Consider the following 25,329-nt stretch of genomic DNA (forward strand, 5'->3'; position numbering starts at 1 on the left):
GTCCGCGCCCCGCTGCCGGCGAATGCTGCTCCTGTGCCGCGACTGGTCGCGATGCGGCGCCGGGTGCGGCTCCCGGGACCGGGGCAGTGCCCGTGGGCGCTGGCCCGGCAGCGACAGCCTGGGTCGTGCGGGCAGCCTTGACGAGCGTCGGAAACCCCGCGTACTCGCTCGCGTGCGACCCCTGGTGATTCGCCATGCCTGGTCGCGTCAGGCAGCCTTTGGGCGTCGCGTAGCTGTCGATCCGACGCATCGGCGCTTCGTGCCAGCCGATGTTGAACGCCGCGAGCCTCGTGAAGAAGTAAAGGCTGCTGTACGGCAGGTGATCGTGAATCCACCATGCCATCGCAGTCCACGACCCACCCTTGTCTACGTGATCCACGAGCCACGGAATGACGATGCAGGCCGTCGCCCCGCGCTTTCCTTGCGCATCGGCATAGTCCCAGATGTGGCCGGCGTAGTTCGACTCGTTGCTGGCGCAGTTGAGCTTGTTCTCGTTGCCGAACTTGTTGACCAGGGGCGAGCGGTAGGCGGAGCGGATGTGAATGCGTCCGAACGTCGCCTGCAGCGGCTCCAGCAGGTGTTCGCAGAGGAGCTTTCCGACAGCGATCGCCTGCTCCGGGTGATCCGGCATGTTGCGCAGCCCGTGCCATGCCGCGATCTCGCTGTAGAGGAAGTCACGCATGAAGAAGTTCTGTGACAGGCGGACCCGGCCGAGATCCTCGAGTCTGTCGTAGCTGGTGATCGTGCTCATTTGCCTTTCCTCAAACGAAAGCGATTCGTCTGGTCATGCCGCTCGTCCCCGGCGCCTGGCCGGCCACCTCTGCCAGGCCATCGGGGTCCGTGTGCAGCTCGATCCCGATACGGTCGGGGAAATGCTGGCCCGGCGCGTCGTACAGCGCGTGCTGGCGGGTCACCAGGAACAGCCACTCGCCGCGCGCAAGGAAAAAGCCGCTGGCGTTGGTCCGCCCCCCCGCTTCCCGAAAGTGCAGATGCGCGCCGCGGTGAGAAGTATGGTGTCGATCACCGGATGAGGGAGGGTGGGGTCGTTTGACTCGGTTGTGGTCCTGCCAGCCGCCATTCTGCGTCAAAGTGTGCTCGATCGGTGCCGATTTCAGCTGATCAGCGTTCCTGGCCGGCCGGACGACTGGTTGACGGTTGACCGACACGCCGGAGAAGGGCCGGTTGGACCGTGTGGAAGCGACTGCCCAGAGGCTCCAAGAGCTTGCAGACAGAACAGCGCAGCGCGGGGTTGGGTAGCGTTCCGGTTCGGACAAAAGCGAGCAAGACCCGGCAGTGAAAAACGTCTCTGGAGTGTCGGGAAATTTTACACTTGCCCGAACCCGCGATCCACGCCGCATGCCGAAACCCATACTAGATAAATGGTTACACAAAGTGGTACGCATCTTGCGTGCGAATTGGGTGCGCGTATCAAAACATTCCAGCGCGCCAATCACTTTTTCGGGGGAAAAATCATGTTGCGCAAGCCATTCAACCTCGCCGGGGCCATTGCCCTTTTCGGAGCAGTTGGAATTGCTCACGCCGGTGTCGTCGATCCTACCAAGTCGGTGGCGGGGAGCACCCAACTGGAGTTGGCGGAGCAATGGGTACAGTGGGCGTTCAGCACGGATGCGGCTTCCAACCCGTTGCTGGACACCACCGGGGCGTCCGCGCACGTCAACAATAACGGGCCAGTTTTCTTCGTCGCGGGTAACACCGGCGGAAGTAGCGCACGCACCTTCACGGTGCCAGCAGGCAAGCCGATCTTCTTTCCCGTCGTTAACGCCTTCGATCTTGAAGTACCAACGGATGGATGCGATGTGCAGTGCGCGTTCAACTTCATTCCCGGCGTTGGCGGCGCGACCGGTCTTTATGCAAGGCTTGACGGTCAGGATCTGCTCACCTTCCCCAGCTACCGGCAGACGAGCACCGCATTCTTCACGGTGGACTTTCCAGCCAGTCTCCGCGACGCTTTCGGCTTTCCTCCCCAGTATGTTGGCCTCCTTGACGCCATTACCGACGGTTACTGGGTTGCCGTTGAAGGTCTGACTCCCGGCCCGCACACCCTGGAGTTTGGCGGCACCATTCCCGAGTTGGCCCCTGGCTACCAGCCATTCACGCTGGCAGTGACCGACACCGTCAATGTTCCAGAGCCGGGGACGCTGGGTCTGCTGCTACTTGGTGCTGTCGCCGCCTGTGGTCGGCGCCGCTCGGCTGCGACGGATCCCGTCTCCGCCAGAGAATGAAAAAACCCGTTCCCGCCTAGGACCTGCTGAGGTACGAGAGGACGCCGGCCAGCGCTATTCCACCATTCCGCGAAACCGCTCGCCGCGCAGTGCGACGGGCTGGCCACTTTCCGATTCTTCAAGCAGCCCCATGCTCCAGAGGGTCGGCCGCATGTAGCCGCGGTCGGCCCCCGGAACGAGAATGGGTACGGCAGGTATGGGACCTTGGCCCGTGGTGAAATTCCTGTGATCAGGCTTTCTCCAGGCCAAAGGCAAAGCCCGTTGGGCGAACGCCGTCCTCACGGCAAGCAGCCAGACGCTGGCCGCACCGCTCGGCGAGCCGCTCTGAAACAGTTCGGTCGCCGTTTGCCCGCTGACAGGGACCATCGCCGACGATCCACAGCGTGTTGCGCTCGATCGCGAAGACGCAGCAGCCGCCGCGCCGATCGGCCAGTTCGGTGCAGCGCAGGGGTCTCTGCATTTTGCTGCGCGCGCCATCATCGGGACGGGCGTCCCGAACACCGCGCCCCGTCATCCAGCGATACCGATCGCCTGCCACGGCGCCTTCGGGCATCAGCCGGAGGCGGGTGTCCGGTGCCTCGCCGGACGGCGAGTCGATGGGCGTCTGCCGTGGAACTCATGGCTGCCGTGCAGGCTGCCAGCGGTGTCGGCGGCGCCAACCGGTGCCGAGAGCAGAAGGTTTGCCGCGACGCATCCGGGCAGAATCGAGGGCAAGCCATAAGCCATGCTCACCCCACAACCGGCGTGCATCTACCAGCAGCAATATTCCGGCAAGCCGCGCCCGCGGCATCATTCCGGCGGCAAGCGGACGACGATCTCGAGCGTCGTATCGCCGCGTCCGACGCGCAGCGGCAGCCAGGTGCCGGGCGCGGCCGCCCGCACCCGCGCGATCACGGCCGCTGCCTGGTCTGCCGGGCGACCGGCGACCTCCAGTAGCCGGTCGCCCGCCATCAGCCCGCTCTTCTCGGCGAGGCTGCCGGCGGTGACGGCCTGCACGCGCACACCGGAACCGGCGCCGCCGATGTCTTCCAGCTGCACGCCGAGACGAGGCGGCGGCACGGGCAGTGCCGGCTTCGACGGCAGCACGAAGAGGGCATCGGCGAGGCCCGGCTGCATCTCGCGACACGCGTCGGCGAACGTCAGCGGCAGCAGCGTGGCGACCCGGCCGACACCGAGGGCACGCAACTGATGCGGGACGCCATGACCGTGACGCAGGTGTCCGCTGCCGATGACGCCGACGACCAGCGGCGGCCTCCCATCGCCCTGCCCCGACGCCAGGCGTGCGGCCAGCGCTTCGGCCATGGCGCGGTCCCAGTTCAGCTGCGCCTCGACGAAATGGCGGAAATCACGGCTGTCGCGACCGCCCTGGCCATGCGCGTGTTCGCCGTAGATGCTGAAAAGGAAGTCGCGATAGGCCTCGCTGGCCGGCGCCGCGTGGCCGACACCTTCGCGTTCGTTCTCCGGAACGGCATCCCAGCCCTTGTCGCCGATCGCCCGCGTCAGCCGCGAATCGACGTTGAGCGCCAGCATCGGCAGACGGTTGATGCGCGCGAACTCGAACAGCGGCTGGTAGAACGCAGCGGGAAAGCCCCAGATCTCCCCCCAGCCGGTCTGCGCCAGCAATGCCGGCGCGCTCAGTTCGCCGGCCACCCAGCGATCGAGCACCGGCTGCACACGGCGCGGGAACATCTCGAAGCCGACGACCATCTGCGGCCGCAGCGCGTGCAGCCCGGCAAGCACCTGCGCCTGCCAGCGGTGATGATCCTCGTCATCATGCTGCTCGCCGAGGAGGACGACATCGGCCGCCGCGGCGCGCGCCAGCACCTCGTTGGCGGGGGCACTCTCGGCCGTGCCATCGACGATCCGCAGCCAGCCCGTGGGCACCGTGCAGGCGGCGGGCACTGCTGCCGAGCCGGGCAGCAGCGACACGACCGCGACGGCAACGGCCAGCGCGAGCAATGCAAGCACCGGCCAGCGGCCTCGCTGACAACGCATCGCCGGCGCCTCAGCCAAAACGCGGCTGCTCACCGCTGCCGCCGTCAGGCATCGCCGCACCGAGATCGTACTGCACACCCAGGTAGTAGATCACCCGGCCCTCGCGATCGCACAGCGGGCGGATCGACAGCCGGTTGAGGAACATGCTGCCGTCGCGGCGATAATTGCGCAGGGTCACGACGCAGGCTTCCTGCCTTGCCAGCGCGGCGCGGATCGTCGCCAGCGCCGGCTGCTCGCGATCCTCTCCCTGCAGGAAGCGACAGTTGCGACCAACGATCTCCGCCTGCGAGTAGCCCGACATCTCCTCGAACACCTTGTTCGCATAGACGATCGGATTGTCGGGCAGATCGGGGTCGGACAGGGTGATGCCATTGACGCAGGAATCGAGAATCTGCGTCAGCACCCAAGGGATCAAACCGTCGTCTTTTGCCGTCGTGAACATGGGTATCTCCCGCAAGGCAGCATGGCAGGGCAATGCACTGGCGCGCAGGGCTAGTCCCTGCTGAGCATTTCCTTTTCGAGGAGCAGTTTCAGCGTCTTCACCGTCCGCCGGGCACCGTCCTGCAGCGCGATCCGTACCAGCTTCTCGAACGGCCGCAGGCGTGGTTCGAGGGCGGCGATTTCGAAGCTGAAGCGGATCGTCGTCGATGAACTGCAGTCGTCGAACTCGTAGAGCGATGAATAGGGGGCCGAAATCCCCTGAAAGCGGACTCGCTTCGGTGCTTCGAGTTCGCTCACCTCGAACACCGATTCGGACTTGTGACCCTGATCGACCCGCACCTGACGCGCCTGGAAACCCGGCCGCACAGGGCCTGGCGAAAGCGGCTCGAGACGCAGGACTTCCGGCGACCAGCGCGGATAGTTGACGAGGAAATCGAGCGCGACGAACTGGAAGACGCGGTCGATCTCCTCGAACACCAAGACGTCAGCCGTGGCGCCGATCATTGCTCAGCCCTTGCCCTCCATGGAGACTGCCCCGCTCCGTCATGCCGTGTACCGCTCCGGCAGCGGACGGGGCGCCGCCGCTGGCGGCATTTCAGTCCGAACCGGCGGTAGTCTGCTACCCTTCAGATGCAAAGTAAAGTCATCCGGTCTCGCGCGGTCTCGCCGCCGACAGCGTCGGGGGCTAGTCAGGGGCGATGCCTGTCTGCTACCCTTCGGCCTCAAAGCACACTTGGAGCACTGGCCTGATGTTTGCTCACCGAGGCACTTCGCTGACTCAGCCGGACCTCCCACCGCGGGGCGGCGGCCTGGGCCAGTCTCCGCCGCTGACGTCAGCCGGCCGGCGTCGCCGGCGCGACGATGCGCGGTCGGCCGCCAGGGCGGATGCCGCGCGCCGGAGAAGCTGGTGAACGGGTGCTGGTTTCTCGAGTCGGTCAGCGCCTACGGCTCGCGCATCGTCTACAACGTCTCGCACCTGCCATTCGGCATCGGTCGCGATACGGACAACGACCTGGTGGTCGCCGCCGCCGGCCTCAGCCGGCATCACGCGGTACTCACCGAGGACCTCAGTGGCCGTCTCAGGCTGACCGATCTCGACAGCTTGAACGGCACTTCGGTCAATCGACAGCGAGTCGAGGGCTCGTGCCTGCTCCAGGAGAACTACATCGTGCACTTCGGCGGCGTCGAGTTCCGCCTGGGCCTGCGCACGGTGGAGCTACCCCGGTTCGACCAGTCGCTGACGATGCTGGCTCCTGCGGACTCGACCCTGTCCGAACTCTTCGTGACCAATGAGGACGAGTTCCACCAATTGCTCGCCGGCCAGGGCATCAGCGGTGCGGCGCAAGCGATCGCCGATAGCGGCGATGGAGCGATCGTCGCCTACGAGTTTCTCGGCCGTGCGTACCACCCGCAGTTGCCGGTCGCGCCGCTGCCGCTGTTCAAGATCGCGCGCAACCTGAATCTCGAGGCCGAACTCAGCCAGGCGTTCCGCAACTTCGCGCTGACGGTGATGGCGCCGCGCCTGGACGGTTTCACGCTCTTCGCCAACGTCCATCCCAAGGAGACCTTCAGCGCCGATTTCCTCGCCGCACTGCGGCGGACGCGGCAGCGCCTGCCCCGGCTTGACCTGGTGATCGAGGTACATGAAAGCGCCGTGACGGACGCGAAGGAACTGGTCGAACTGGCCGCCTGCCTGCGCGACCTCGGTGTGCGCTTCGCCTATGATGACTTCGGCGCCGGGCAGGCGCGCCTCAACGAACTGGGCGAGGCGCCGGCGCACTTCGTCAAGTTCGACATCGGTCTCGTGCGCAACATCCACCGCGCCAGCGAACGCAAGCGGCGCGTCGTGGGCGACCTCGTCAAGCTCGTTCTCGACCTCGGCTCGGTGCCGCTCGCCGAGGGGGTCGAGTGCGCCGAATCCGCCGCGACCTGCCATGAGATGGGGTTCAGGCTCATCCAGGGCTTCCACGTCGGCAGACCGATCGCGGCGGACGACCTGCCGCCGGCGAGCGTGCCCCCTGACTGCTGAGATCGTGGCGGGAGGCTGCCGCTCCCCGATCGGGAGGAAATCGTCGCGCACGGGCGGGCATCCCGGGCGCGGGCCCGACGACACCGACCAGATGAACCGGCGAGCGCGCAGCGCCGACCCCGTCGGCTTGGTACAATGCCGGATTGACCGTCCTGCAGGCGCCCACACATGAAACGCTCCCGCTTCTCTTCCCGCAAGCGCATCTCGACCGATGCCACCGAATTGAGCCGCCTGGCGATCGGCCTTGCCGAGTCCGGCAGCAAGATGGAAGACCAGTTCTGGCAGGGTCGCCTGGTCGAGCTGGTCAACAGGCTGTTCCACGATGGCACGGAGGACGATTTCACGAGTGCGCTCGACCGTCTGTTCGACGCACATCCGATGGCGCACGACGACCTCGCCGACATCATCGAAGCGAATGCCGAATCCTGCGTCGTCAGGCACGGCGGGCAGGATTTCGACGTCCTCCTGCTGGCCGCGCCGGTGCTTGCCTGGTCACGCTTCTCGATCCCGACCGCGGCGATCCCGCGCAGCACGCTGCAGACGCTGAAGGTCCATCTGGGCGCACACGTGCTGGCAGCCGACGCGCGACTGGCTCTGGTCGACTACTTCTACAGCCCCGACCAGCTGCCGCACACTTTTGTCGACACCTGGCAGATGATGCGCCAGCTCGGCGAGGCGGCGCTGGAAGGCAGCGATCTCAGTGTCGATGCGGCAGCGATGCCCGAAACCAATCGCTTCCTGTCCGACACGCGGTACCTGCTCGGCGCCGTGGTGGTGCCGCACCCGTTGCCAATCTTCCACTGGAACGAGAGTACGAAGAGCAGCCGCGAGACGGTGCAGAAGGAGTGGCTGCGACAGGGCGGGCCGTGTTTCGAGCCCCTGCTCACCGGCTGCGCCTACCAGCCGCTGCTGGCCGACGCCTACCATGCGGCCTGCCGGGCTGCCGACACTGCATCCCGCCCCTACTCGCTCGATGCTTCGGTCGCTTTCCTGCAGGGCGCCCTGGGCCTGTCGCCGGAGAACCTGCGGGCGGTGGTCGGCGCCTTCCACGACCAGCGGCTCGAGGAGTTCCGCGTCGGCTTTGGCCCGCGCGACAGCGACCTGATCTTCCACGGAGTCGTCTGGCCACTGCTGGGAATCGAGGACGAGAACAGCGACATTGCCGGCGAGATCGAAACCACCCTGCGCAAGGCGGGGGTCAAGGAGGTTCTGGTACTCGACCAGCAGTTCCCCTACGAGTTCTGCGACGACTGCGGCGCCCCGCTCTACCCGAACGCGGACGGCGAAACGGTGCACGCGGAGATGCCGGAACAGGACAACACCCCCTCACAGACCCTGCATTGAACAAATGCCGACGGACCCACGACGCCGATGACCAGCAACCGCGAACTGCTCGAGCGCAGCCTGCGGGCCGTCTGGCACCCGTGCACGCAGATGAAGCACCACGCCGGCACGGCAGCGCTGCCTCTGGTGCCGATCGCCAGAGGCCAGGGCGTCTGGCTGCATGACTTCGACGGCCATCGCTATCTCGACGGCATCAGCTCGTGGTGGGTCAACCTGTTCGGGCACTGTCATCCACGGATCAACGCCGCCCTGCGCGCGCAGCTCGATGAACTGGAGCACGTCATCCTCGCCGGCTTCACGCAGCGACCGGTGGTCGAACTGTCGGAGCGACTGGCGGCGCTGACCGGCGGCAGCCTCGGTCATTGCTTCTTCGCTTCCGACGGCGCCTCGGCAACCGAGATCGCCCTCAAGATGTCCTTTCATTCGTGGCAGAACCGCGGTCATGGCGAGAAGCGGGAGTTTCTCTGCGTGGCTGGCGGTTACCACGGCGAGACCGTCGGCGCGCTCGCAGTGACCGATGTCGCGCTGTTCAGGGATGCCTACGCCGCACTGATTCGCCCGGCGGGAGTCGTCGATTCGCCTGACGCGCGCCTCGCGGCGAGCGGCGAGAGCGCCGTCGATGTCGCCAGGCGCGCCGCCAGCGCCCTGGAACTTCGTCTCGAGCGGGAACATCAGCGCATCGCCGCGCTCATCGTCGAGCCACTGATCCAGTGCGCCAGCGGCATGGCGATGCACGATCCGGAGTACCTGCGCCTCGCCCGCGGCCTCTGCGACCGCTACGGGGTGCACCTGATCTGCGACGAGATCGCTGTCGGCTGTGGTCGCAGCGGCAGCTTCTTCGCGCACGAACAGGCAGCGATCCGGCCGGACTTCCTTTGCCTGTCGAAGGGCATCTCGGGCGGCTACCTGCCGCTGTCGATCGTCATGACCAGCGATGCGGTCTACGCCGACTTCTACGATGACGCGACCAGCCGCGGCTTCCTGCACTCGCACTCCTACACCGGCAACGCGCTCGCCTGCCGTGCGGCACTGGCAACGCTCGACATCTTCGCCGACGAGCAGGTGATCGAGCGCAACCCGGTTCTTGCCCGGCACCTCGGCGCCTGCCTGCAGCCGCTCGCCGCTCATCCGCACGTGCGCCACCTGCGGCAACGCGGCATGATCGCCGCCTTCGACGTCGTCTGCGACGATCCGCTCTTCTCGCGCCGGTTCTACGTCGAGGCATTGGCGCAAGGGATTCTCCTACGGCCGATCGGCAACACGATCTACTTCATGCCACCGTACGTCATCAGCCCGGATGAGATCGAGTTCTTGGTCGAGCGCGCGACGGTGGCGCTGGAGGCAGCCCTGCGGCGATGATCTGGGACGAACTGCAGGGCGAACTCGACGCACTGCAACGCGCTGGCCTGCAACGAGCCCGACGAATCCTCGACGCGCCCTGCGGTCCGCTGGCGCGGGTCGACGGACGTGCGCTGATCAGCTTCTGCAGCAATGACTACCTCGGCCTCGCCAACGATCCGGCGCTGGTCGCCGCGGCATGCGCCGGCGCACGCTCCTGGGGAGTCGGCAGCGGCGCCTCGCACCTCGTCAGCGGCCACCTCGAACCGCACGCGGTGCTCGAGGAGAGGCTCGCAGCCTTCACCGGCTTCGACCGCGCCCTGCTCTTCTCCACCGGCTACATGGCCAACCTGGGCATCGTCCCGGCGCTGGTCGGGCGCGGCGATGCGGTGTTCGCCGACCGTCTCAACCATGCGTCGCTGATCGACGCGGTACAGCTCTCGCGCGCCGACAGCCAGCGCTATCCGCACGCGGATCTGGCGGCGCTCGAACGTCTGCTCGCCGCCAGCACCGCCCGGCGACGCCTGATCCTCAGCGATGCCGTCTTCAGCATGGACGGCGACCTGGCGCCGCTACCGGGCCTGCTGGCGCTGGCCGAGCGCTACGATGCCTGGCTGGTGCTCGATGACGCACATGGCTTTGGTGTCCTCGGCGCACAGGGGCGTGGCAGCATCAGCCACTTCGGGCTGCCGGCAAGCCGCCGGCTGATCTGCATGGGAACCCTCGGCAAGGCGGCTGGCGCCGCCGGCGCTTTCGTCGCGGCGAACGCGACGGTCATCGAATGGCTCGCCCAGCGTGCCCGCAGTTACATCTTCACCACTGCCGGCAGCCCGCTGATCGCCTGCGCGCTGGCCACCAGCCTCGATCTGATCGCCGCCGGTGACGCCCGCCGCGCCCATCTCTGGCGACTCGTCGCCCAGTTGCGCGACGGTCTGGCCGACACCCGCTGGCGCCTGCTGCCGTCGCCGACGGCGATCCAGCCGGTGATCGTCGGCGACAACCACGCAGCCGTCCGGCTCGCTGCCGCGCTCTACGAGCGTGGCCTCTGGGTGCCGGCGATCAGGCCACCGACGGTGCCGAGCGGAACGGCACGCCTGCGCGTCTCGCTGAGCGCTGCGCACAGTGAGGCGCAGGTCGCCGGGTTGGTCGACGCACTGCGGGAGCTGGCATGCGCCTGATCGCCGGTGACGGGCCCGACCTCGCACTGATCCACGGCTGGGGACTGGGCAGTGTGGTCTGGCAGCCCGTGGTCGAACCGCTGGCAGGTTCGTGGCGGCTGCACCTGGTCGACCTGCCCGGCTACGGGCGCACGGCCGACGAGCCGACGAGCCTGGCGGCGTGCGCCGAGTCGCTGCTCGCCAGCCTGCCGGCACCGGTGACGCTGTGCGGCTGGTCACTCGGTGGCCTGCTGGCGCTGCGCGCGGCGCTGCTGGCGCCGCAACAGGTCGGCGGACTGATCCTGATTGGCAGCACGCCATGCTTCGTGCAGCGCCCGGACTGGCCGGCAGCGCAGCCGGCCAGTCTGCTGGCCGGCTTTGCCGACAGCGTCGGCCAGCGGCCAGCCGAAACCCTGCAACGCTTCGTCGCGCTGCTCTGCCAGGGAGACCGGCAGGCGCGGATGCTGACGCGCATGCTGCTCGGCCAGCTCCGCCAGGAGCCTCTACCGTCGCCAGCCGCACTGCAGCGTGGTCTCGACTGGCTGCGCGACACCGACCTGCGGCCGCTGCTGCCCGGCATCCGCTGTCGCAGCCTGCTCGTGCACGGCGAAGACGATTCCCTCAATCCGCTCGCCGCCGCGAGCTGGCTGGCACAGGCACTGCCCGGAGGCCGGATCGAGATCTTCCCCGGCACCGGGCATGCGCCCTTTCTCGCCGACCCCGCACGCTGCGTCGAGCTGATCAACCAGTATGGCCATGCCACCCGTGCTCACTAGACAGCGCGTCCGCGAATCCTTCGACCGTGCCGTGGCCTCCTATGACGAGGCGGCGATCGTGCAGCGACAGGTCTGTCAGTTGCTGCTCGACCAGTTCCGACCCTCGACGAGGCCGGACTCGATCCTCGATGCCGGCTGCGGCACCGGCTACGGAATCGGCCTCCTGCAGCAGCGGTGGCCGGCGGCAGAGATCATCGCCATCGACTTCGCGCCGGCGATGCTCGCCGCCGCCCGCCAGCGCACCGATCTGTGCATCGCCGCCGACATCGAGGCCCTGCCCTGCCGGGACGCCAGTTGCAGCATCTGGTGGTCGAACCTGACCGTACAGTGGTGTGATCCCGTGGCAGTCTGCCAGGAGGCGCACCGGGTCCTGCGTCCACACGGCGACCTGGCGCTGAGCACGCTCGGGCCGGCGACCTTTGCCGAACTGCGCGAAGCCTTCGCCAGCATCGACCATCACCGCCACACGATCAGCTTCAGCGAACCGGAGGCGATCGCCGGTGCTCTGCGCCGCGCCGGCTTCGCCGGCGTCCGCCTGCACCGGCAGACCGTCAGCCAGCACTACCCGGATCTCGCGTCACTGTTGCGCGCGGTCAAGGACATCGGCGCCAACTCGGTCGGTGACGGTGCGCGCAGCGGCATGCTCGGACGGCGCGCCTGGCAACGCGTGCAGGCAGCCTACGAACGACACCGCTCGAGCGACGGCCTGCCGGCTCGTTACGACGTCATTCTCGCCTACGCCAATAAATGAAGAACATCCCCCCGGCCTGGTTCATCACCGGCACCGACACCGAGATCGGCAAGACCTTCGTTGCCTGCGCGCTGCTGCACGCCCTGCGCCGATCTGGCGCGTGTGCGGTGGCGATGAAGCCGATCGCTGCCGGCTGCGACGAACACGGGATCAACGACGATGTCGAGCGACTGCTCGCGGCGTCCTCGTTCGCGCCGCCGCGGCAACTGGTGAACCCGTACTGCTTCCGCGCCGCGATCGCGCCGCATATCGCTGCCGCCGAGGAAGGCCGACGCATCGAGCTGCCGCTCATTGCGGCAGCCTTCGCCGAGTTGCGCTCGCTGGCCGACATGGTCCTGGTCGAGGGCGTTGGCGGCTTCTGCGTTCCGCTCGACGACGCGAGCGACACCGCGGACCTCGCCGCACTGCTCGATCTGCCGCTGATCCTGGTCGTCGGCATGCGCCTCGGATGCATCAACCATGCCCTGCTGACGGCGCAGGCGATTGCCGCGCGCGGCCTGTCCCTGGCGGGCTGGGTCGCCAACCGGATCGATCCGGAGATGTCGCGTTTCACCGAGAATCTGGCAGCGCTGCAGAGCCGGCTGCCAGCACCGCTGCTCGGCGTCGTCGAGCACGGCGCGACCCCGGCCGAGGCGGGACTCGCGCTACGGATCCCGCAAGCAGCGGGCCCCTGAGAAAAAAAACCGGCCGCGCAGCGGCCGGTTCCGGTTTCGCGCAAACGACGATCAGGCGCGTTCGAAGATCACCGCAATGCCCTGCCCGCCACCGATGCACATGGTGACCAGCGCATAGCGGCCGCCGGTGCGCTGCAGCTCGTGGATCGCCTTGGTGGCGATGAAGGCGCCCGAACAACCGACCGGATGGCCCAGCGCGATCGCGCCGCCGTTCGGATTGGTCTTCACCGGGTCGAGGCCCAGCCCCTTGTTGACCGCGATCGCCTGCGCCGCGAAGGCCTCGTTGGCTTCGATGACGTCCATCTGGTCCAGCGACAGGCCCGCCTTCTTGAGGGCCAGCCTGGTCGCCGGAATCGGCCCCTCACCCATGATGTCGTTCGGCACACCGGCGACCGCATACGAGACCAGCCGCGCGAGCGGCTTTTGGCCGGCACTGGCGGCAACATCCGCCGCCGCCAGGACGAGGAAGGCGGCCCCATCATTGATTCCGGAGGCATTGCCAGCAGTGACCGTGCCATCCTTGGCGAAGGCCGGCTTCATCTTGGCCAGCGTCTCGACGGTCGTGCCGGCCTTGACATGCTCGTCGGTGTCGAACACGACATCGCCCTTGCGTGTCTTGAGGACGATTGGCACGATCTGCGACTTGAAGCGCCCCTCGGCAATGGCGGCGGCGGCGCGGCGCTGCGACTCGACGGCGAAGGCGTCCTGCTCCTCGCGGCTGATGTTCCACTTCTTCGCCAGGTTCTCGGCGGTGACACCCATGTGGCCGACACCAAAGGGATCGGTCAGCGTCGCCACCATCATGTCGATCGCCTTGCTGTCGCCCATGCGGGCGCCGGTGCGCATCGCCGGCAGCATGTAGGAGCCACGCGACATCACTTCGACGCCACCACCGATACCGTAGTCGGCGTCGCCCAGCATGATGTTCTGGGCCGTCGTCACCACGCCCTGCAAGCCCGAGGCGCAGAGGCGGTTGACCGCCATCGCCACCGAGTCCATCGCCAGACCGGCCTGGATCGAGGCGACGCGGGCGACGTAAGCGAAGCGCGAGTCGGTCGGAATGCAGTTGCCGACCGTGACATAGCTGATCTGCTGCGCATCGACACCTGAACGGGCGATCGACTCCTTCATCACGGTACCCGCCAGCTCATGCGGCTCCATGTTGGCGAGTGAACCACCGAAGGTGCCAATGGCTGAACGGACCGCGCTCAATACGACGACTTCTCTAGTCATGAAGAAACTCCTGTTAATGTTCGATCAACCCCTACCGTAGCGGCAAGGCCCACCAGCAACAACGGCAGCAAGCATAGCAGCAAATCGCGCCAAACCTGAGCCCTGGCGCATTTCATGAAATCCGCATGGGCCTCGTCGGCGCTGCCGGTCGCCGGCCCTTCGTGGCCGACCGACGCTCGCGCAGCGGTCGCCATGGCGCGCGGAGCGACGCGGCAAGCGGGGGACGCAGGCTGATCGGGAATTCCCATTCGGCGCCACAGCCGGCGGCGGCGTCTGCCGGCGCCACGCGGACGCGGACGCGGAACATGAACCCGTTGCACGGGACTGTTGCACGGGACTTGCGGAACGCCGTCACTTCACGCAACATCTCGCTGCCGTGTCAGGAAGATCGCTCCACAATGAAACTGTCGTCAGTCTTTTACAAAGCGCCGAAGGGCCTCGATGAGATCTCCACGCGGGCTCACCACTTGCCGTCGCGCATGCGGGCCATGTTGATCCTGGTCGATGGCCACCGCACCGGCAGTGAGCTGGTTGCCCTCAGCAGTTCGGTCAGCGAAGGCAGGAAGCAACTGTCGGCCCTGCTCGCCGGCGGCTTCGTCCAGACGCATCCGCCGGCTCGCCGCAGCGTCGCGGCAGGAAGTGCCCACGGCACCGCGAGCGCAGCGGCTGACGACGACATCAGCCTGGCGCGCAGCTACGCCGCCCGCAGCCTGCGCGAGCTGCTGGGCGATCAGGCAGCAAGTCTGGTTGCCGAGATCGAACAGGTCCGGACGCGTGAAGAGCTGCAGCAGAATCTCGGCCGCCTGCGGGCCGCGCTGCGGGCGGCGCCGGATCAGACGCGCGCCAGGCAGTTGCTCGACCAGATCGAGATGGTCCTCGATTGACCGTTGCCTGCGCCGACCGGCGGCGACAGGCGCGATGGCGGCCGATTGCTCCGGCGCAACGAATTGCTAAGGCTCGCCGTCAGCCAGCGCGCGGTACAGCGACATGATGATGCCCGCCGTCGCGCCCCAGATGAAGCGACCGCGATAGGGCATCGCGTAGTAATGCCGCAGCCGGCCACGGTAATGCAGTGAATGCCGCTGGTGGTTGACGGGGTCGAGCAGGAAGGAGAGCGGCACCTCGAACACTTCTGCCACCTCGTAGGCGTCGAGCTGCAGCTCGAACGGGGGGGTCACCATGGCGACGACCGGGGTGACGCGAAAGCCGGTACTGGTCAGGTACTCGGGCAGATAGCCGGCGACATCGACATGTGCCGCTCCCAGGCCGATCTCCTCGGCTGCCTCGCGCAGGGCGGTATGTACCGGCGACGGGTCGGACGACTCGCAACGGCCGCCCGGGAAGCTGATCTGTCCCGGGTGATCCTTCAGGTGGGCAGTCCGCTGCGTCAAGAGCACTGTCGGCTCTTCATTGCGCTGGACGATCGGAAACAGCACAGCGGCGGGCATCAACTCCTCGTCGCCGACGCCGTCCTCGAGGACGATTCGCGTCGCGCACGGCAGCGCATGCAGGACCTGCCGCACGCGATCAAGGTCGACCATCCGGCGCTCGGGCGGTGGCGAAGCCAGCGCCTGGTCAGCCGGTGACTGCGCATTCACCGTCGATCCTCGCATGCGCCACGGCCAGCGCGTCGCGCAGGCTCTCGTCGGACAGTGCGTTGATCGCACTGGCAGCCAGATCGGCCGCGCGGACCGAAGCCGACGGCAGATCCCGGCTGTCGAGAGAGGCGATCAGCGCCGCCGTCGCACCGACGACCTGCAGCAGTGCCTGGCGCTCGCGCATCAGGATCTCGATCTCCTGCCCAAGCAGGCTGGCCGTACCATCGCGACGACGCATGTCAAGCCTTTCCTAGAAGCGCTTCCTGAGGGTCATCGACTGACCGTCGCGCTGCATCTCCATACGGTTGAGGAAACTCATGCCGAGCAGAGCCAGCGGCATGTCGTGTTGGTGAACCAGTGCGTCGACATTGTTGACGGTGATGTCGCCGACCCGCACGCTGTCGAGCTTGACGCGCACGACCCGCGCGACGCCGTTCGCCGTCATGACAAACTCCGGCACGCCCTTGCTGGTATCGATGCCGATCCGCCGCGCGTCCCCGGCCCCCAGCCCGACCATCGTCGCGCCGGTGTCGACCATGAAGCGGACGGTCGTCCCGTTGATGCTGCCGGTGCTGAGGAAGTGGCCCTGCGCATCGGCCGTCAGCGTCGCCCGGGCGCCAGCCGCGGGTGCTGCCGGCGCGGCTACGTTCTCGCCGACGCGCAGCCTGCGCCTGCGGCCATCGGACTCGATCGTCGCCGTCTCGCCATCGACCGCCAGTACCGCCACACCCTCGGCCGTCGTGCTGCCGACAGCAACGATCCTTGGCGCGCCGCCGTTGATCGTCAGCAGCGCCTTGCCGGGGAAGACGCCTGCCAGACCGACATCGGCGGCCTGCGCCGCGGCGGCGAACAGGCAGAAAGCCGACAGCAGCACACGCCGCCCGATACCCCGAGCGATCCTCGCGAAAAATCCCTGAACGTCGTGCACGCATCCTCCTTCGTCCGCCTGGCCCCTGCATTTGGCCATCGCCAGGCGGCCGCGCCAAGGCATTTTGCCACATTCGGCAACCGCCGCCGGTCGGCCCGACCTCGTCGTCGCGCCAGCGTGCGGCGATCAGCGATAGACGAGAACCGGGATCTTCGAATGCGTCAGAACCTTGTTTGTCTCGCTGCCGAGGAGCAGCGCAGTGAAGCCACGGCGTCCATGCGATGCCATGAAGATCAGGTCGCAGCCGGACCCGGTTGCCGCGTCGATGATCGCCTGATAGGGAATGTCACTGGTCATCGACAACCTGTCGACCGGAACGCCGGCGCTCTCGCAGAGTCCGGCAACGAAATCCAGCGTCTCGGTTGCCTGCCGCTCGGCGAGCTCGGCAAACTTCTCGGGCGTCGTCGGATCGATCAGGGCGCCTTCGCCGTAGTAGCTGACCGGATACTCCGGCTTGGCGTAGAAGGCGGTGATGCGAGCACCGGCTTCCCTGGCGAAGGAGACCGCGCGTCGGGCAGTCTCCCTGGAGAGTTCGGAGCCGTCCGTCGGAACGAGGATGTGTTTGAACATGGCGCCACCTCCACTGTTGAGTGATCAGAATATAGGGGGGAACAGCAGCACCGATCTTGATCGAGATCAAGCTGCAGGGCAAGCCGCGGCGTCCCGCACCGGCTCCAGCGCGACAGGAATGGCTGCGACATTTTGTCCTCTCGACGGCGGCTGCGGGCGCCGGCATCATCGTTCGCAGGTTGCCGACGGCAGTTGGCCCTTCGCCGCCGCCGATACGCTCCTGCGATTTCCTTGACCCTGATCAACAGCGCCGCCGTCCGCTGGCAGGACAATCCGGCCAGCGCTTCCACCGAGGTTACCCATGCAGACGATCACCGCTTACCTGTCCGCCGATCATCGAGCCTGCGACGAACTGCTCGCCGTCGTCGAGCACGCACTGGCCGACGGCCGATGGGAGCCCGCGCAAGCCGCCTTCGAGCGCTTCCGCGATGGCATGCTGCACCACTTCAGTGCCGAGGAGTCGGTGCTCTTCCCGCTCTTCGAACAGAGCACCGGCATCCACCGCGGGCCGACGCAGGTGATGCGCGCCGAGCACCTGCAGATGCGGCAACTGCTGGCCGCGGCGGCAGCGGCGCTGGCGGCTCGGGATGCGGATGACTACTCCGGCAACGCCGAGACCCTGCTGATCATGATGCAGCAGCACAACGTCAAGGAAGAGAACGTCCTCTATCCGATGTGCGACCAGCATCTGGCAGCGCAGTTGCCGCCGCTGCTGGCAGCGCTGCAGCAGGAAATCACCGCCGACCGCGAGCTTGCGCCATGACCCGTCGTCGCGCCGACATCGTCATCGACGCCCGCGGCCTCGAGCCTCCGGAGCCGATGCTGCGCACGATGGAGGCGCTCGATCATCTCGAGCCGAATCGCAAGCTGCTGGTGGTGTTGCCGCGTGAGCCCTTCCCGCTCTACCGGGCGCTCGAGATCAACGGTTTCTCCTGGCAGACCGAGCACCAGGCCGACGGCACGGTGACGGTCCTGATCGAGCACCGCCGGCAGTAATGCAGGCGCTTCTCAGCTTCGACCAGGCACCACCGATCGCGGCGCCTTTCCGCTTCTTCCTGACGGCACCGGTCTTCGCCCTGCTCGCCGGCCTGCTCATGCTGGCCAGCGGTCCGCAACTCTTCGCCTCGCGCTGGACGCCGGCAGCGCTGGCGCTGACGCACCTGATCACCGTCGGTTTCATGTTGCAGGTGATGCTCGGTGCGCTGCTACAGATTCTGCCGGTGGTCGCCGGCGCTAACATCGCCCACCCGCTGCGCGTCGCGACCTGGGTACACGCCCTGCTGGTTCCCGGGACGCTGTTGCTGGCGGCCGGCCTGCTGGCCTCCGATCCGCTGACTCTGCGCCTGGCGGCAATGGTGCTCGCCCTCGGCGTCACGCTCTTCCTCGTCGCGGCCGGCCACGCGCTTTGCGGCGTGCCATCCGGCAACCCGACGATCCTGGGCCTCAAGCTGGCGTTGCTCGGCCTCGGCGTCAGCAGCGGGCTCGGCGTCATCCTGGCGCTGGCGCTCGACGGATCATCCGAACTGCCGGTCCTGCAACTGACGGGCGTCCACCTCGCCTGGGGCCTGGTCGGCTGGAGCACCATTCTGCTGGCAGCCGTCGCCCTGGTCGTGGTGCCGATGTTCCAGCTGACGCCGGCCTACCCGCAGTGGTTTGCGCGCCGCTTCTTCTGGTCGTTGCTCGTCGTTCTCGCCGGCTGGAGCATCGCCAGCCTCGGCGGCTGGCATTGGCCGGCAACGCTTCTGGCGAACGGCATGCTGGCGCTGCTGGCCGCATTCGCCGCCCTGACCCTGCACCTGCAGCGACAAAGCAAACGTGCCCGTTTCGACGCCACGCAGCACTACTGGCGCCTGGCGATGGTTTCGGCGCTGACCGCCTGCGCGCTCTCGCTCGTTTCCGTCCTCCTGCCGGAAACTGCCGCCGGTCGATCGTTGCCGCTGCTCTGGGGTGTTCTCGTGCTCCATGGCAGCCTGATTTCGGTCATCAGCGGCATGCTCTACAAGATCGTTCCCTTTCTCGTCTGGCTGCATCTGCAGAACGCCGGCGGCGGTCGCATCCTGGCGCCGAACATGCAGCAGGTGATCGACAGGCGGCAGATCGATCGCCAGTTCCATGCCCACCTCGCTGCCTTCGCGCTGCTGTTGGCAGCAGCGGTGCAGCCCGAATGGTTCACCTATCCGGCGGCAACCGGGGTGCTCCTCACCAGCGGCTGGCTGCTGCGCAACCTGCTGGCGGCGACGGCCTTCTACCGCCAGCATCGGCAGCGCATCGCCAGCCTGGCTCGCGCGACGCCTGTGCAGCGCCCCGGGTGATGGACTACCTGATCCTCAAGCACCTGCATGTCGGTTGCGTCGTCCTCAGCGGCGCCGGTTTCCTGCTGCGCGGCCTGTGGATGCTGGCCGACTCGGCGTGGCTGCGGCGGCGCAGCGTGCGCATCCTGCCGCACGTCGTCGATACCGTCCTGCTCGGCAGCGCGATCGCGATGACGGTGATCAGCCAGCAGTATCCCTTCGTCAGCGGCTGGCTGACCGCCAAGCTGGTCGGCTTGCTGCTCTACATCGGCTGCGGCACGATGGCGCTGAAACGGGCGCGCAGCAAGCCGCAACGCGCGACGTTCCTGCTCGCCGCAGTGCTCAGCTTCGCCTGGATCGTCTCGGTGGCGCTGACGCGCAACCCGCTGGGCTTCTTCGCCGCCCTCGGCTGAACGCCGCGCGTGCTGGCCAGTGCTGTCGCTCAGCCGCGCTGGTGGGTCATCAGCTTGCGCAGGCCCGTGGTATTGAGGATGCGCACCTTGCGTTGGTGCACGGCGAGCAGTCCATCTTCCTGGAAGCGCGAAAAGGCGCGGCTGACGGTTTCCAGCTTGAGGCCGAGGTAGCTGCCGATCTCGTCGCGCGACATGCGCAGGTTGAACTCGGCCGGCGAATAGCCGCGTGCCTTGAAGCGTTGCGAGAGGTTGAGGAGAAAGGCAGCCAGACGTTCCTCGGCGCGCATCGTCCCGAGCAGCATCATGACCCCATGGTCACGCACGATCTCGCGGCTCATCACCTTGTGGAAATGGTGCTGCAAGGTGTGGATCTGTCGCGAAAGCGCCTCCAGATGCGAGAACGGGATCGCGCAGACCTCGCTGTCCTCGAGGGCAATCGCATTGCAGGTGTGGATCTCGCTGCTGATGCCGTCGAGGCCGAGTAGTTCGCCGGTCATCTGGAAGCCGGTGACCTGGTCACGCCCATCCTCGATCAACACGTCGGTCTTGAAGAAACCGCTGCGCACGGCGTAGATCGACTCGAAAGCCTGCCCGGCACGATAGAGATGATCACCCCGTTTCAGGCGCCGGCGTGTCGAGACGAGTTCGTCGAGGCGACGCAGGTCTTCCGCCGGCAGGCCGATCGGCAGGCACAACTCGCGCAGGTTGCAGTTGGAGCAGGCAGTCTTCACGACCTCGAACGTCAGTCTCGCCGTTGCAGCATCGGTGGACATGTCAGCCCTTCGCTTCACTGATTGCCGTGTTTGATCCACGTCAACCCCGGGTCCGGCGTGCCGGCCGATAATCCCGCCAACCAACCTTGCACCGGGACGATGAGATCCGTCACTGGCAACCTCGTTTTCGATCCACAGATCATCCGCCGCTTCGACGTCAACGGGCCGCGCTACACGTCGTACCCGACCGCGGATCGCTTCGTCGAGGCCTTCGGCGCGGACGCGTCCAGACTCTGGCTCGGCAAGCGCAACATCGGCGCCATCAGCCGGCAGTTGTCATTGTACTTCCACATCCCGTTCTGCAACACCATCTGCTACTACTGCGCCTGCAACAAGATCATCACCAAGGACCATGGCCGCTCAGCCAAATACCTGAAGTACCTCGCCCGCGAACTGGCACTGCAGAGCAGCTGCCTCGAGGGCGGCGACCAGGAGGTGGCGCAGCTGCACTGGGGCGGTGGCACGCCGACCTTCCTGTCGCACGACGAGATGCGCCAGTTGATGGCCGCGACCCGCAGGCACTTCAGACTGGTCGAGGGTGGCGAGTACTCGATCGAGGTCGATCCGCGCAAGGTGGACCAGGCGACCGTCGCGCTCCTCGGCGAACTCGGCTTCAATCGCATGAGCGTCGGCGTGCAGGACTTCGATGCCGGCGTGCAGCAGGCGGTGAATCGGCTGCAGAGCGAGGCGGAAACCCGTGCGGTGATCGACGCGGCGCGCGCCAGCGGCTTCAAGTCGGTCAGCGTCGATCTGATCTACGGCCTGCCCCGGCAGACCGTCGCCGGCTTTGGCCGCACGCTCGAGCGTGTCATCGATGCCAGCCCGGACCGCGTCTCGATCTACAACTATGCCCATCTGCCGAGCCTGTTCAAGCCGCAGCGGCGCATCGTCGAGGCCGACATGCCGTCCGCCGACGCCCGTCTGCAGATTCTCGCTCTCGCCATCCAGCAGATGACCGGGGCGGGTTACGTCTTCATCGGCATGGACCACTTCGCCAAACCGGACGACGAACTCGCGATCGCCCAGCGCCAGGGGCGGCTGCACCGCAACTTCCAGGGCTATTCGACGCACTCCGACTGCGACCTGCTGGCCTTCGGCATCTCCTCGATCAGCAAGGTGGGCCCGACCTACTGCCAGAACGTCAAGACGCTCGACGAGTACTATGACCTGCTCGACAGCGGCACCCTGCCGGTGTACCGCGGCATCGAACTGAATGCCGACGATCTTCTGCGCCGTTCGATCATCCAGTCGCTGATGTGCCACTTCGAGCTGTCGATCGAATCGATCGAGATCGCGCACCTGATCGACTTCCGCAAGTACTTCGCCACCGAACTCGATGAACTGCGCGAGATGGTCGATGCCGGCCTCCTGCGCGTCGATGACCGCTGGATCACGGTCCTGCCACGCGGTCGCATGCTGGTGCGTGCCATCTCCATGGTCTTCGACCGCTACCTGCGCGCGGACCGGCAACGGACGCGCTACTCGAAGGTCATCTGAGCCGGACGGCGACGACCGCTCGGGAGTGAAGGAGTAGAATCGCTGCTCCACTCCCCCAGACTGCCGTCCGCCCACCATGCCCGAATCGAGTTTCCTCGCCCTGCTGCTCGTCGGACTGCTTGGCGGAACACACTGCATCGGCATGTGCGGCGGCATCGTCGGCGCCCTGGCAATGGGCGCGCCAGCCCGCTGCAGCCTGCTGCTCGCCTACAACGCGGGGCGCATCCTCAGCTACGCGGCAGCCGGTGCGATCGCCGGTGCACTCGGCGAGGCAAGCATCGCGCTGGCCGGACAGCTGCCGCTGCGCAGTATCCTCTATCTGCTCGCCAACCTGATGCTGATTGCCCTCGGTCTCTACCTGCTCGGCGTCAGCAGCGCCCTCGCGTTCACCGAGCGCATCGGCGACAGACTCTGGCGACATCTGCAGCCGCTGACGCGGCGCTACCTGCCCGCGCGCAGCCCGCTGCAGGCCTTTCCGCTCGGGCTGCTGTGGGGCTGGCTGCCCTGCGGTCTGGTCTACAGTGCTCTGGCAACCGCCCTCAGCAGCGGCTCGGCCGCGCAGGGAGCCGGACTGATGCTCGCCTTTGGTGCGGGCACGCTGCCCAACCTGCTCCTCGCCGGCCTGCTCGCCGCACGCCTGCGTGCCTACACCAGCCGGCCGGCCGTGCGCACGGTCGCCGGACTCGTCGTCCTCGGCTTCGGTGTCTGGGGACTGCATGGCCTGCAGCATCTGTGGCACCAGCTCGCTGCCGCCTAGCCATGCCGGCACGGCGACGACATCCGGGCACGTCGGCGGCGCGATGAGCACCCCGAGCGACAGGCGGCTGCATCTCGACCTGCCGATCAGCGGCATGAGCTGCGCCGCCTGCTCCAGCCGCATCGAGCGCGTGCTGAACCGGATCCCCGGCGTCCGGGCCAGCGTCAACCTGGCGACCGAGCGCGCCCAGGTGGAGATCGCCGGCGACGAAGCGACGGCCGCGCAGGTCGTTGCCGCCATCGACAGGGCCGGCTTCGCGGTGCCGTTGCAGACGCTCGAGCTGGCGATCGGCGGCATGAGCTGCGCCGCCTGCTCGACGCGGCTGGAGAAGGTGCTCAACCGCCTGCCGGGTGTCGAGGCGGCAGTCAATCTGGCGACAGAGAGGGCGACGATCCGCTACCGTCCGGGCCTCGCCTCCGCCGTCGGGCTGATCGCGACGATCGAGGCCGCGGGCTTCGTCGGGCGCCTGGCCGATGCGCAGTCACGCGCCGACGAGCGCGCGCGAAGGATCGCCGGGCAGCGCAGCGAGCTGCTTCGTTTCGTCATCGCCGCTGCCCTCACGCTGCCGCTGGCAGCGCAGATGCTGACCATGTTCGCCGGCGGCCAGCACGCGCACGCTGATCTGCTGCCGCGCTGGCTGCAGCTGGTTCTCGCGACACCGGTTCAGTTCTGGATCGGCTGGCGCTTCTACGAAGGTGCCTGGAAGTCCCTCCGCGGCGGTGGCGGCAACATGGACGTGCTGGTCGCGCTCGGTACCTCGATGGCCTACTTCTTCAGCCTCTTCGTCACGCTGTCGGGTGCGCCGGACCTGCACGTCTATTTCGAGGCGTCGGCCGCGGTCATCACCCTCGTCCTGCTGGGCAAGCTGCTCGAGGCACGCGCCAAGGCAAAGACCGGCGAAGCGATCGAGGCGCTCGTCCGCCTGCAACCGCGAACGGCGCGCGTCGAACGCGACGGCCGGCTGATCGAGCTCGATGCCTCCCTGCTGATACCGGGCGATGTGTTCATCGTCCGCCCCGGCGAGAGCATCCCGGTCGATGGCGAGGTGATCGACGGATCGTCGAACGTGAACGAGGCGATGCTCACGGGCGAGAGCATGCCGGTAGCCAAGCATCGCGGCGAACGGGTCTACGCCGCCACAGCCAACGCTGAAGGCATGCTGCGCTGCCGTGCCAGCGGCGTTGGCGAACACACGCTGCTGGCCGGAATCATCCGCCTGGTTGCCGCGGCGCAGGGCTCGAAGGCCCCCGTGCAGCGACTGGCCGATCGCATATCGGCGGTCTTCGTGCCCGTCGTCTGCCTGGTCGCGCTGGGCACCCTGCTCGGCTGGTGGCTCTACGACGGCATCTTCAGCACGGCGCTGATCAATGCCGTCGCCGTGCTCGTCATCGCCTGCCCCTGCGCCCTCGGACTGGCCACGCCGACCGCCATCATGGTCGGCAGCGGACGCGGCGCCGCGGCCGGCATCCTGATCAGGAACGCCGAGGCGCTCGAGCGGGCCGGTGAGGTCGATGTCCTCGCTCTGGACAAGACCGGCACGCTGACCCGCGGCGAACCCGAGGTGACCGAGGTCGTTCCCCTGGCCGCTGCTGCGGACGAGGCGCTACAACTCGCTGCCGGCCTCGAGCAGGCCTCCGAACACCCACTGGCGCGCGCGATCCTGCGGCGCGCCCAGAGCGCCGGCCTGAACCTGCCGGCTGTCGAGGACTTCCGCGCCATTCCCGGGCGCGGCGTCGAGGGCCGCGTTGCCGGCCGCTGGCTGCAGCTCGGGGCGCCCGACGCCTTCGTCGACGCGGCCTCTCCGCGAGCGGTGATCGAGCGGCTGCAGAGTGCCGGCAAGACCGTCGTCGTCCTCGGCGAACGGCCGGCAGACAGTCGCGCCGCTGCCGGCGGACAGCCGGCGCCGGCAGCCGTGGCTCTGGCCGTGCTGGCGATTGCCGACCCGTTGCGCGCGAGCTCGCCACAAGCCGTCGGGCGCCTTGCCGCCCTGGGCATGCGGCTGGTGATGCTGACCGGCGACCACGCCGTGACCGCGGCGGCGATCGCCCGGGAGAGTGGCATCGACGATTTCCGCGCCGGCATCCTGCCCGGCGACAAGGCGGCTGTGATCCGGTCGCTGAAGGAGAATGGCAGCGTCGTGGCGATGGCCGGCGATGGCATCAACGACGCGCCGGCACTGGCGGCGGCCGACGTCAGCTTCGCCATCGGCGCCGGTTCGGATGCGGCCATTGCGGCGGCGGATGTGACGCTGGTGCACTCCGATCTGAATGGCATTGCCGACGCCATCCTGCTGTCGCGGGCGACGCTGCGCAAAATCAGGCAGAATCTCTTCTGCGCCTTCGTTTACAATGTGCTCGGGATTCCCTTGGCGGCTCTGGGCATGCTCAACCCGGTGATGGCGGGCGCGGCGATGGCCCTGAGTTCGGTGTCGGTGGTCTCCAACTCGCTCCTCCTGCGGCGCTGGCACCCGCGCTGCCACACGCCCGGCGGACGGTCCGTGGAGCGCTTGAGCTGACGACTG

The 25,329-nt window shown here is 67.4% G+C and carries 27 protein-coding genes and 1 pseudogene; 16 read left to right on the forward strand and 12 right to left on the reverse strand.

Annotation, left to right across the window (positions count from 1 at the left end):
- Positions 1 to 142: 142 nt before the first annotated feature.
- Both NFW30_RS12920 and NFW30_RS12925 read right to left on the reverse strand, forming a co-directional pair.
- Positions 143 to 751, reverse strand: a pseudogene (locus NFW30_RS12920) (hypothetical protein); the annotation flags it as partial.
- A gap of 10 nt (positions 752 to 761) precedes the next feature.
- Positions 762 to 1,166 carry a hypothetical protein gene (locus tag NFW30_RS12925; protein WP_295372249.1) on the reverse strand — a complete coding sequence of 135 codons (405 nt, stop codon included), beginning with the start codon at positions 1,164 to 1,166 and terminating at the stop codon, positions 762 to 764.
- A gap of 213 nt (positions 1,167 to 1,379) precedes the next feature.
- Here NFW30_RS12925 and NFW30_RS12930 point away from each other — a divergent pair, with 213 nt between their 5' ends.
- Positions 1,380 to 2,243 carry a PEP-CTERM sorting domain-containing protein gene (locus tag NFW30_RS12930; protein WP_295350512.1) on the forward strand — a complete coding sequence of 288 codons (864 nt, stop codon included), beginning with the start codon at positions 1,380 to 1,382 and terminating at the stop codon, positions 2,241 to 2,243.
- Positions 2,244 to 2,472: 229 nt separating this feature from the next.
- Here NFW30_RS12930 and NFW30_RS12935 read toward each other — a convergent pair whose 3' ends face one another.
- From NFW30_RS12935 to NFW30_RS12950, 4 genes are all read right to left on the reverse strand, one after another.
- Positions 2,473 to 2,796 (reverse strand): hypothetical protein, encoded by a 324-nt coding sequence (locus tag NFW30_RS12935; protein WP_295350515.1) that lies wholly within the window; start codon positions 2,794 to 2,796, stop codon positions 2,473 to 2,475.
- A 236-nt stretch (positions 2,797 to 3,032) separates the two neighbouring features.
- Positions 3,033 to 4,238 carry a ChaN family lipoprotein gene (locus NFW30_RS12940; RefSeq protein WP_295350517.1) on the reverse strand — a complete coding sequence of 402 codons (1,206 nt, stop codon included), beginning with the start codon at positions 4,236 to 4,238 and terminating at the stop codon, positions 3,033 to 3,035.
- Between the two features lie 10 nt (positions 4,239 to 4,248).
- The gene (locus NFW30_RS12945) at positions 4,249 to 4,680 is read right to left on the reverse strand and encodes a PAS domain-containing protein (RefSeq protein ID WP_295350520.1); all 432 of its coding nucleotides are present in this window, start codon (positions 4,678 to 4,680) and stop codon (positions 4,249 to 4,251) included.
- Between the two features lie 50 nt (positions 4,681 to 4,730).
- Positions 4,731 to 5,183: an SRPBCC family protein gene (locus NFW30_RS12950; RefSeq protein ID WP_295350522.1), complete on the reverse strand. Its 453-nt coding sequence runs from the start codon at positions 5,181 to 5,183 to the stop codon at positions 4,731 to 4,733.
- Between the two features lie 403 nt (positions 5,184 to 5,586).
- On the opposite strand from NFW30_RS12950, the gene NFW30_RS12955 reads away from it, so the two are divergent.
- The 7 genes from NFW30_RS12955 to bioD all read left to right on the forward strand — a co-directional run bounded on the left by NFW30_RS12955 (position 5,587) and on the right by bioD (position 12,748).
- A complete protein-coding gene (locus NFW30_RS12955) occupies positions 5,587 to 6,708 on the forward strand; it encodes an EAL domain-containing protein (protein WP_295350525.1) in 1,122 nt (373 codons plus the stop codon).
- 168 nt (positions 6,709 to 6,876) lie between these two features.
- On the forward strand, positions 6,877 to 8,052 hold the full coding sequence (locus NFW30_RS12960; RefSeq protein WP_295350527.1) for a DUF2863 family protein: 1,176 nt from the start codon (positions 6,877 to 6,879) through the stop codon (positions 8,050 to 8,052).
- A gap of 27 nt (positions 8,053 to 8,079) precedes the next feature.
- Positions 8,080 to 9,411: an adenosylmethionine--8-amino-7-oxononanoate transaminase gene (bioA, locus tag NFW30_RS12965; RefSeq protein ID WP_295350530.1), complete on the forward strand. Its 1,332-nt coding sequence runs from the start codon at positions 8,080 to 8,082 to the stop codon at positions 9,409 to 9,411.
- Positions 9,408 to 10,568: an 8-amino-7-oxononanoate synthase gene (gene bioF / locus NFW30_RS12970; protein ID WP_295350533.1), complete on the forward strand. Its 1,161-nt coding sequence runs from the start codon at positions 9,408 to 9,410 to the stop codon at positions 10,566 to 10,568. The genes bioA and bioF overlap by 4 nt, the downstream gene beginning before the upstream one ends.
- Entirely contained in the window at positions 10,559 to 11,323 is a 765-nt protein-coding gene (locus NFW30_RS12975) for an alpha/beta fold hydrolase (RefSeq protein WP_295350536.1), read from the forward strand. Before bioF ends, NFW30_RS12975 begins: the two co-directional genes overlap by 10 nt.
- Entirely contained in the window at positions 11,304 to 12,074 is a 771-nt protein-coding gene (bioC, locus tag NFW30_RS12980; RefSeq protein WP_295350538.1) for a malonyl-ACP O-methyltransferase BioC, read from the forward strand. The genes NFW30_RS12975 and bioC overlap by 20 nt, the downstream gene beginning before the upstream one ends.
- Entirely contained in the window at positions 12,071 to 12,748 is a 678-nt protein-coding gene (gene bioD / locus NFW30_RS12985; protein ID WP_295350541.1) for a dethiobiotin synthase, read from the forward strand. Before bioC ends, bioD begins: the two co-directional genes overlap by 4 nt.
- 51 nt (positions 12,749 to 12,799) lie before the next feature.
- On the opposite strand, the gene NFW30_RS12990 is transcribed toward bioD, so the two are convergent.
- Positions 12,800 to 13,981: an acetyl-CoA C-acyltransferase family protein gene (locus NFW30_RS12990; RefSeq protein ID WP_295350544.1), complete on the reverse strand. Its 1,182-nt coding sequence runs from the start codon at positions 13,979 to 13,981 to the stop codon at positions 12,800 to 12,802.
- A 488-nt stretch (positions 13,982 to 14,469) separates the two neighbouring features.
- Between NFW30_RS12990 and NFW30_RS12995 the strand changes: the two genes are divergently transcribed.
- Positions 14,470 to 14,865 (forward strand): hypothetical protein, encoded by a 396-nt coding sequence (locus tag NFW30_RS12995; RefSeq protein WP_295350546.1) that lies wholly within the window; start codon positions 14,470 to 14,472, stop codon positions 14,863 to 14,865.
- Between the two features lie 66 nt (positions 14,866 to 14,931).
- On the opposite strand, the gene NFW30_RS13000 is transcribed toward NFW30_RS12995, so the two are convergent.
- The 4 genes from NFW30_RS13000 to NFW30_RS13015 all read right to left on the reverse strand — a co-directional run bounded on the left by NFW30_RS13000 (position 14,932) and on the right by NFW30_RS13015 (position 17,077).
- Positions 14,932 to 15,522, reverse strand: coding sequence for a CoA pyrophosphatase (locus NFW30_RS13000; RefSeq protein WP_363322105.1), 591 nt, complete (start codon positions 15,520 to 15,522; stop codon positions 14,932 to 14,934).
- Between the two features lie 34 nt (positions 15,523 to 15,556).
- The gene (locus tag NFW30_RS13005; RefSeq protein WP_295350549.1) at positions 15,557 to 15,817 is read right to left on the reverse strand and encodes a hypothetical protein; all 261 of its coding nucleotides are present in this window, start codon (positions 15,815 to 15,817) and stop codon (positions 15,557 to 15,559) included.
- 12 nt (positions 15,818 to 15,829) lie between these two features.
- Positions 15,830 to 16,507 (reverse strand): TIGR02281 family clan AA aspartic protease, encoded by a 678-nt coding sequence (locus NFW30_RS13010; RefSeq protein WP_295350552.1) that lies wholly within the window; start codon positions 16,505 to 16,507, stop codon positions 15,830 to 15,832.
- A gap of 126 nt (positions 16,508 to 16,633) precedes the next feature.
- On the reverse strand, positions 16,634 to 17,077 hold the full coding sequence (locus tag NFW30_RS13015; RefSeq protein ID WP_295350554.1) for a universal stress protein: 444 nt from the start codon (positions 17,075 to 17,077) through the stop codon (positions 16,634 to 16,636).
- Between the two features lie 301 nt (positions 17,078 to 17,378).
- Between NFW30_RS13015 and NFW30_RS13020 the strand changes: the two genes are divergently transcribed.
- Genes NFW30_RS13020 through NFW30_RS13035 form a run of 4 tightly spaced genes read left to right on the forward strand, consistent with a single transcriptional unit; the run spans position 17,379 to position 19,781 of the window.
- Positions 17,379 to 17,840, forward strand: coding sequence for a hemerythrin domain-containing protein (locus NFW30_RS13020; RefSeq protein WP_295350556.1), 462 nt, complete (start codon positions 17,379 to 17,381; stop codon positions 17,838 to 17,840).
- Positions 17,837 to 18,073, forward strand: coding sequence for a DUF2249 domain-containing protein (locus NFW30_RS13025; protein WP_295350558.1), 237 nt, complete (start codon positions 17,837 to 17,839; stop codon positions 18,071 to 18,073). The genes NFW30_RS13020 and NFW30_RS13025 overlap by 4 nt, the downstream gene beginning before the upstream one ends.
- Positions 18,073 to 19,389 carry a hypothetical protein gene (locus tag NFW30_RS13030; RefSeq protein WP_295372251.1) on the forward strand — a complete coding sequence of 439 codons (1,317 nt, stop codon included), beginning with the start codon at positions 18,073 to 18,075 and terminating at the stop codon, positions 19,387 to 19,389. The genes NFW30_RS13025 and NFW30_RS13030 overlap by 1 nt, the downstream gene beginning before the upstream one ends.
- On the forward strand, positions 19,389 to 19,781 hold the full coding sequence (locus tag NFW30_RS13035) for a SirB2 family protein (RefSeq protein ID WP_295350561.1): 393 nt from the start codon (positions 19,389 to 19,391) through the stop codon (positions 19,779 to 19,781). The genes NFW30_RS13030 and NFW30_RS13035 overlap by 1 nt, the downstream gene beginning before the upstream one ends.
- Before the next feature lie 29 nt (positions 19,782 to 19,810).
- Here NFW30_RS13035 and fnr read toward each other — a convergent pair whose 3' ends face one another.
- On the reverse strand, positions 19,811 to 20,554 hold the full coding sequence (gene fnr / locus NFW30_RS13040) for a fumarate/nitrate reduction transcriptional regulator Fnr (RefSeq protein ID WP_295350563.1): 744 nt from the start codon (positions 20,552 to 20,554) through the stop codon (positions 19,811 to 19,813).
- A 99-nt stretch (positions 20,555 to 20,653) separates the two neighbouring features.
- On the opposite strand from fnr, the gene hemN reads away from it, so the two are divergent.
- The 3 genes from hemN (at position 20,654) to NFW30_RS13055 (ending at position 25,323) form a co-directional block, all read left to right on the forward strand.
- On the forward strand, positions 20,654 to 22,051 hold the full coding sequence (gene hemN / locus NFW30_RS13045) for an oxygen-independent coproporphyrinogen III oxidase (RefSeq protein ID WP_295350565.1): 1,398 nt from the start codon (positions 20,654 to 20,656) through the stop codon (positions 22,049 to 22,051).
- A 76-nt stretch (positions 22,052 to 22,127) separates the two neighbouring features.
- Positions 22,128 to 22,808 carry a sulfite exporter TauE/SafE family protein gene (locus tag NFW30_RS13050; protein WP_295350566.1) on the forward strand — a complete coding sequence of 227 codons (681 nt, stop codon included), beginning with the start codon at positions 22,128 to 22,130 and terminating at the stop codon, positions 22,806 to 22,808.
- A gap of 43 nt (positions 22,809 to 22,851) precedes the next feature.
- Positions 22,852 to 25,323: a heavy metal translocating P-type ATPase gene (locus NFW30_RS13055; protein ID WP_295350568.1), complete on the forward strand. Its 2,472-nt coding sequence runs from the start codon at positions 22,852 to 22,854 to the stop codon at positions 25,321 to 25,323.
- Positions 25,324 to 25,329 lie beyond the last annotated feature (6 nt).

This window comes from Accumulibacter sp., from assembly GCF_023806635.1.
Lineage (GTDB): Bacteria > Pseudomonadota > Gammaproteobacteria > Burkholderiales > Rhodocyclaceae > Accumulibacter.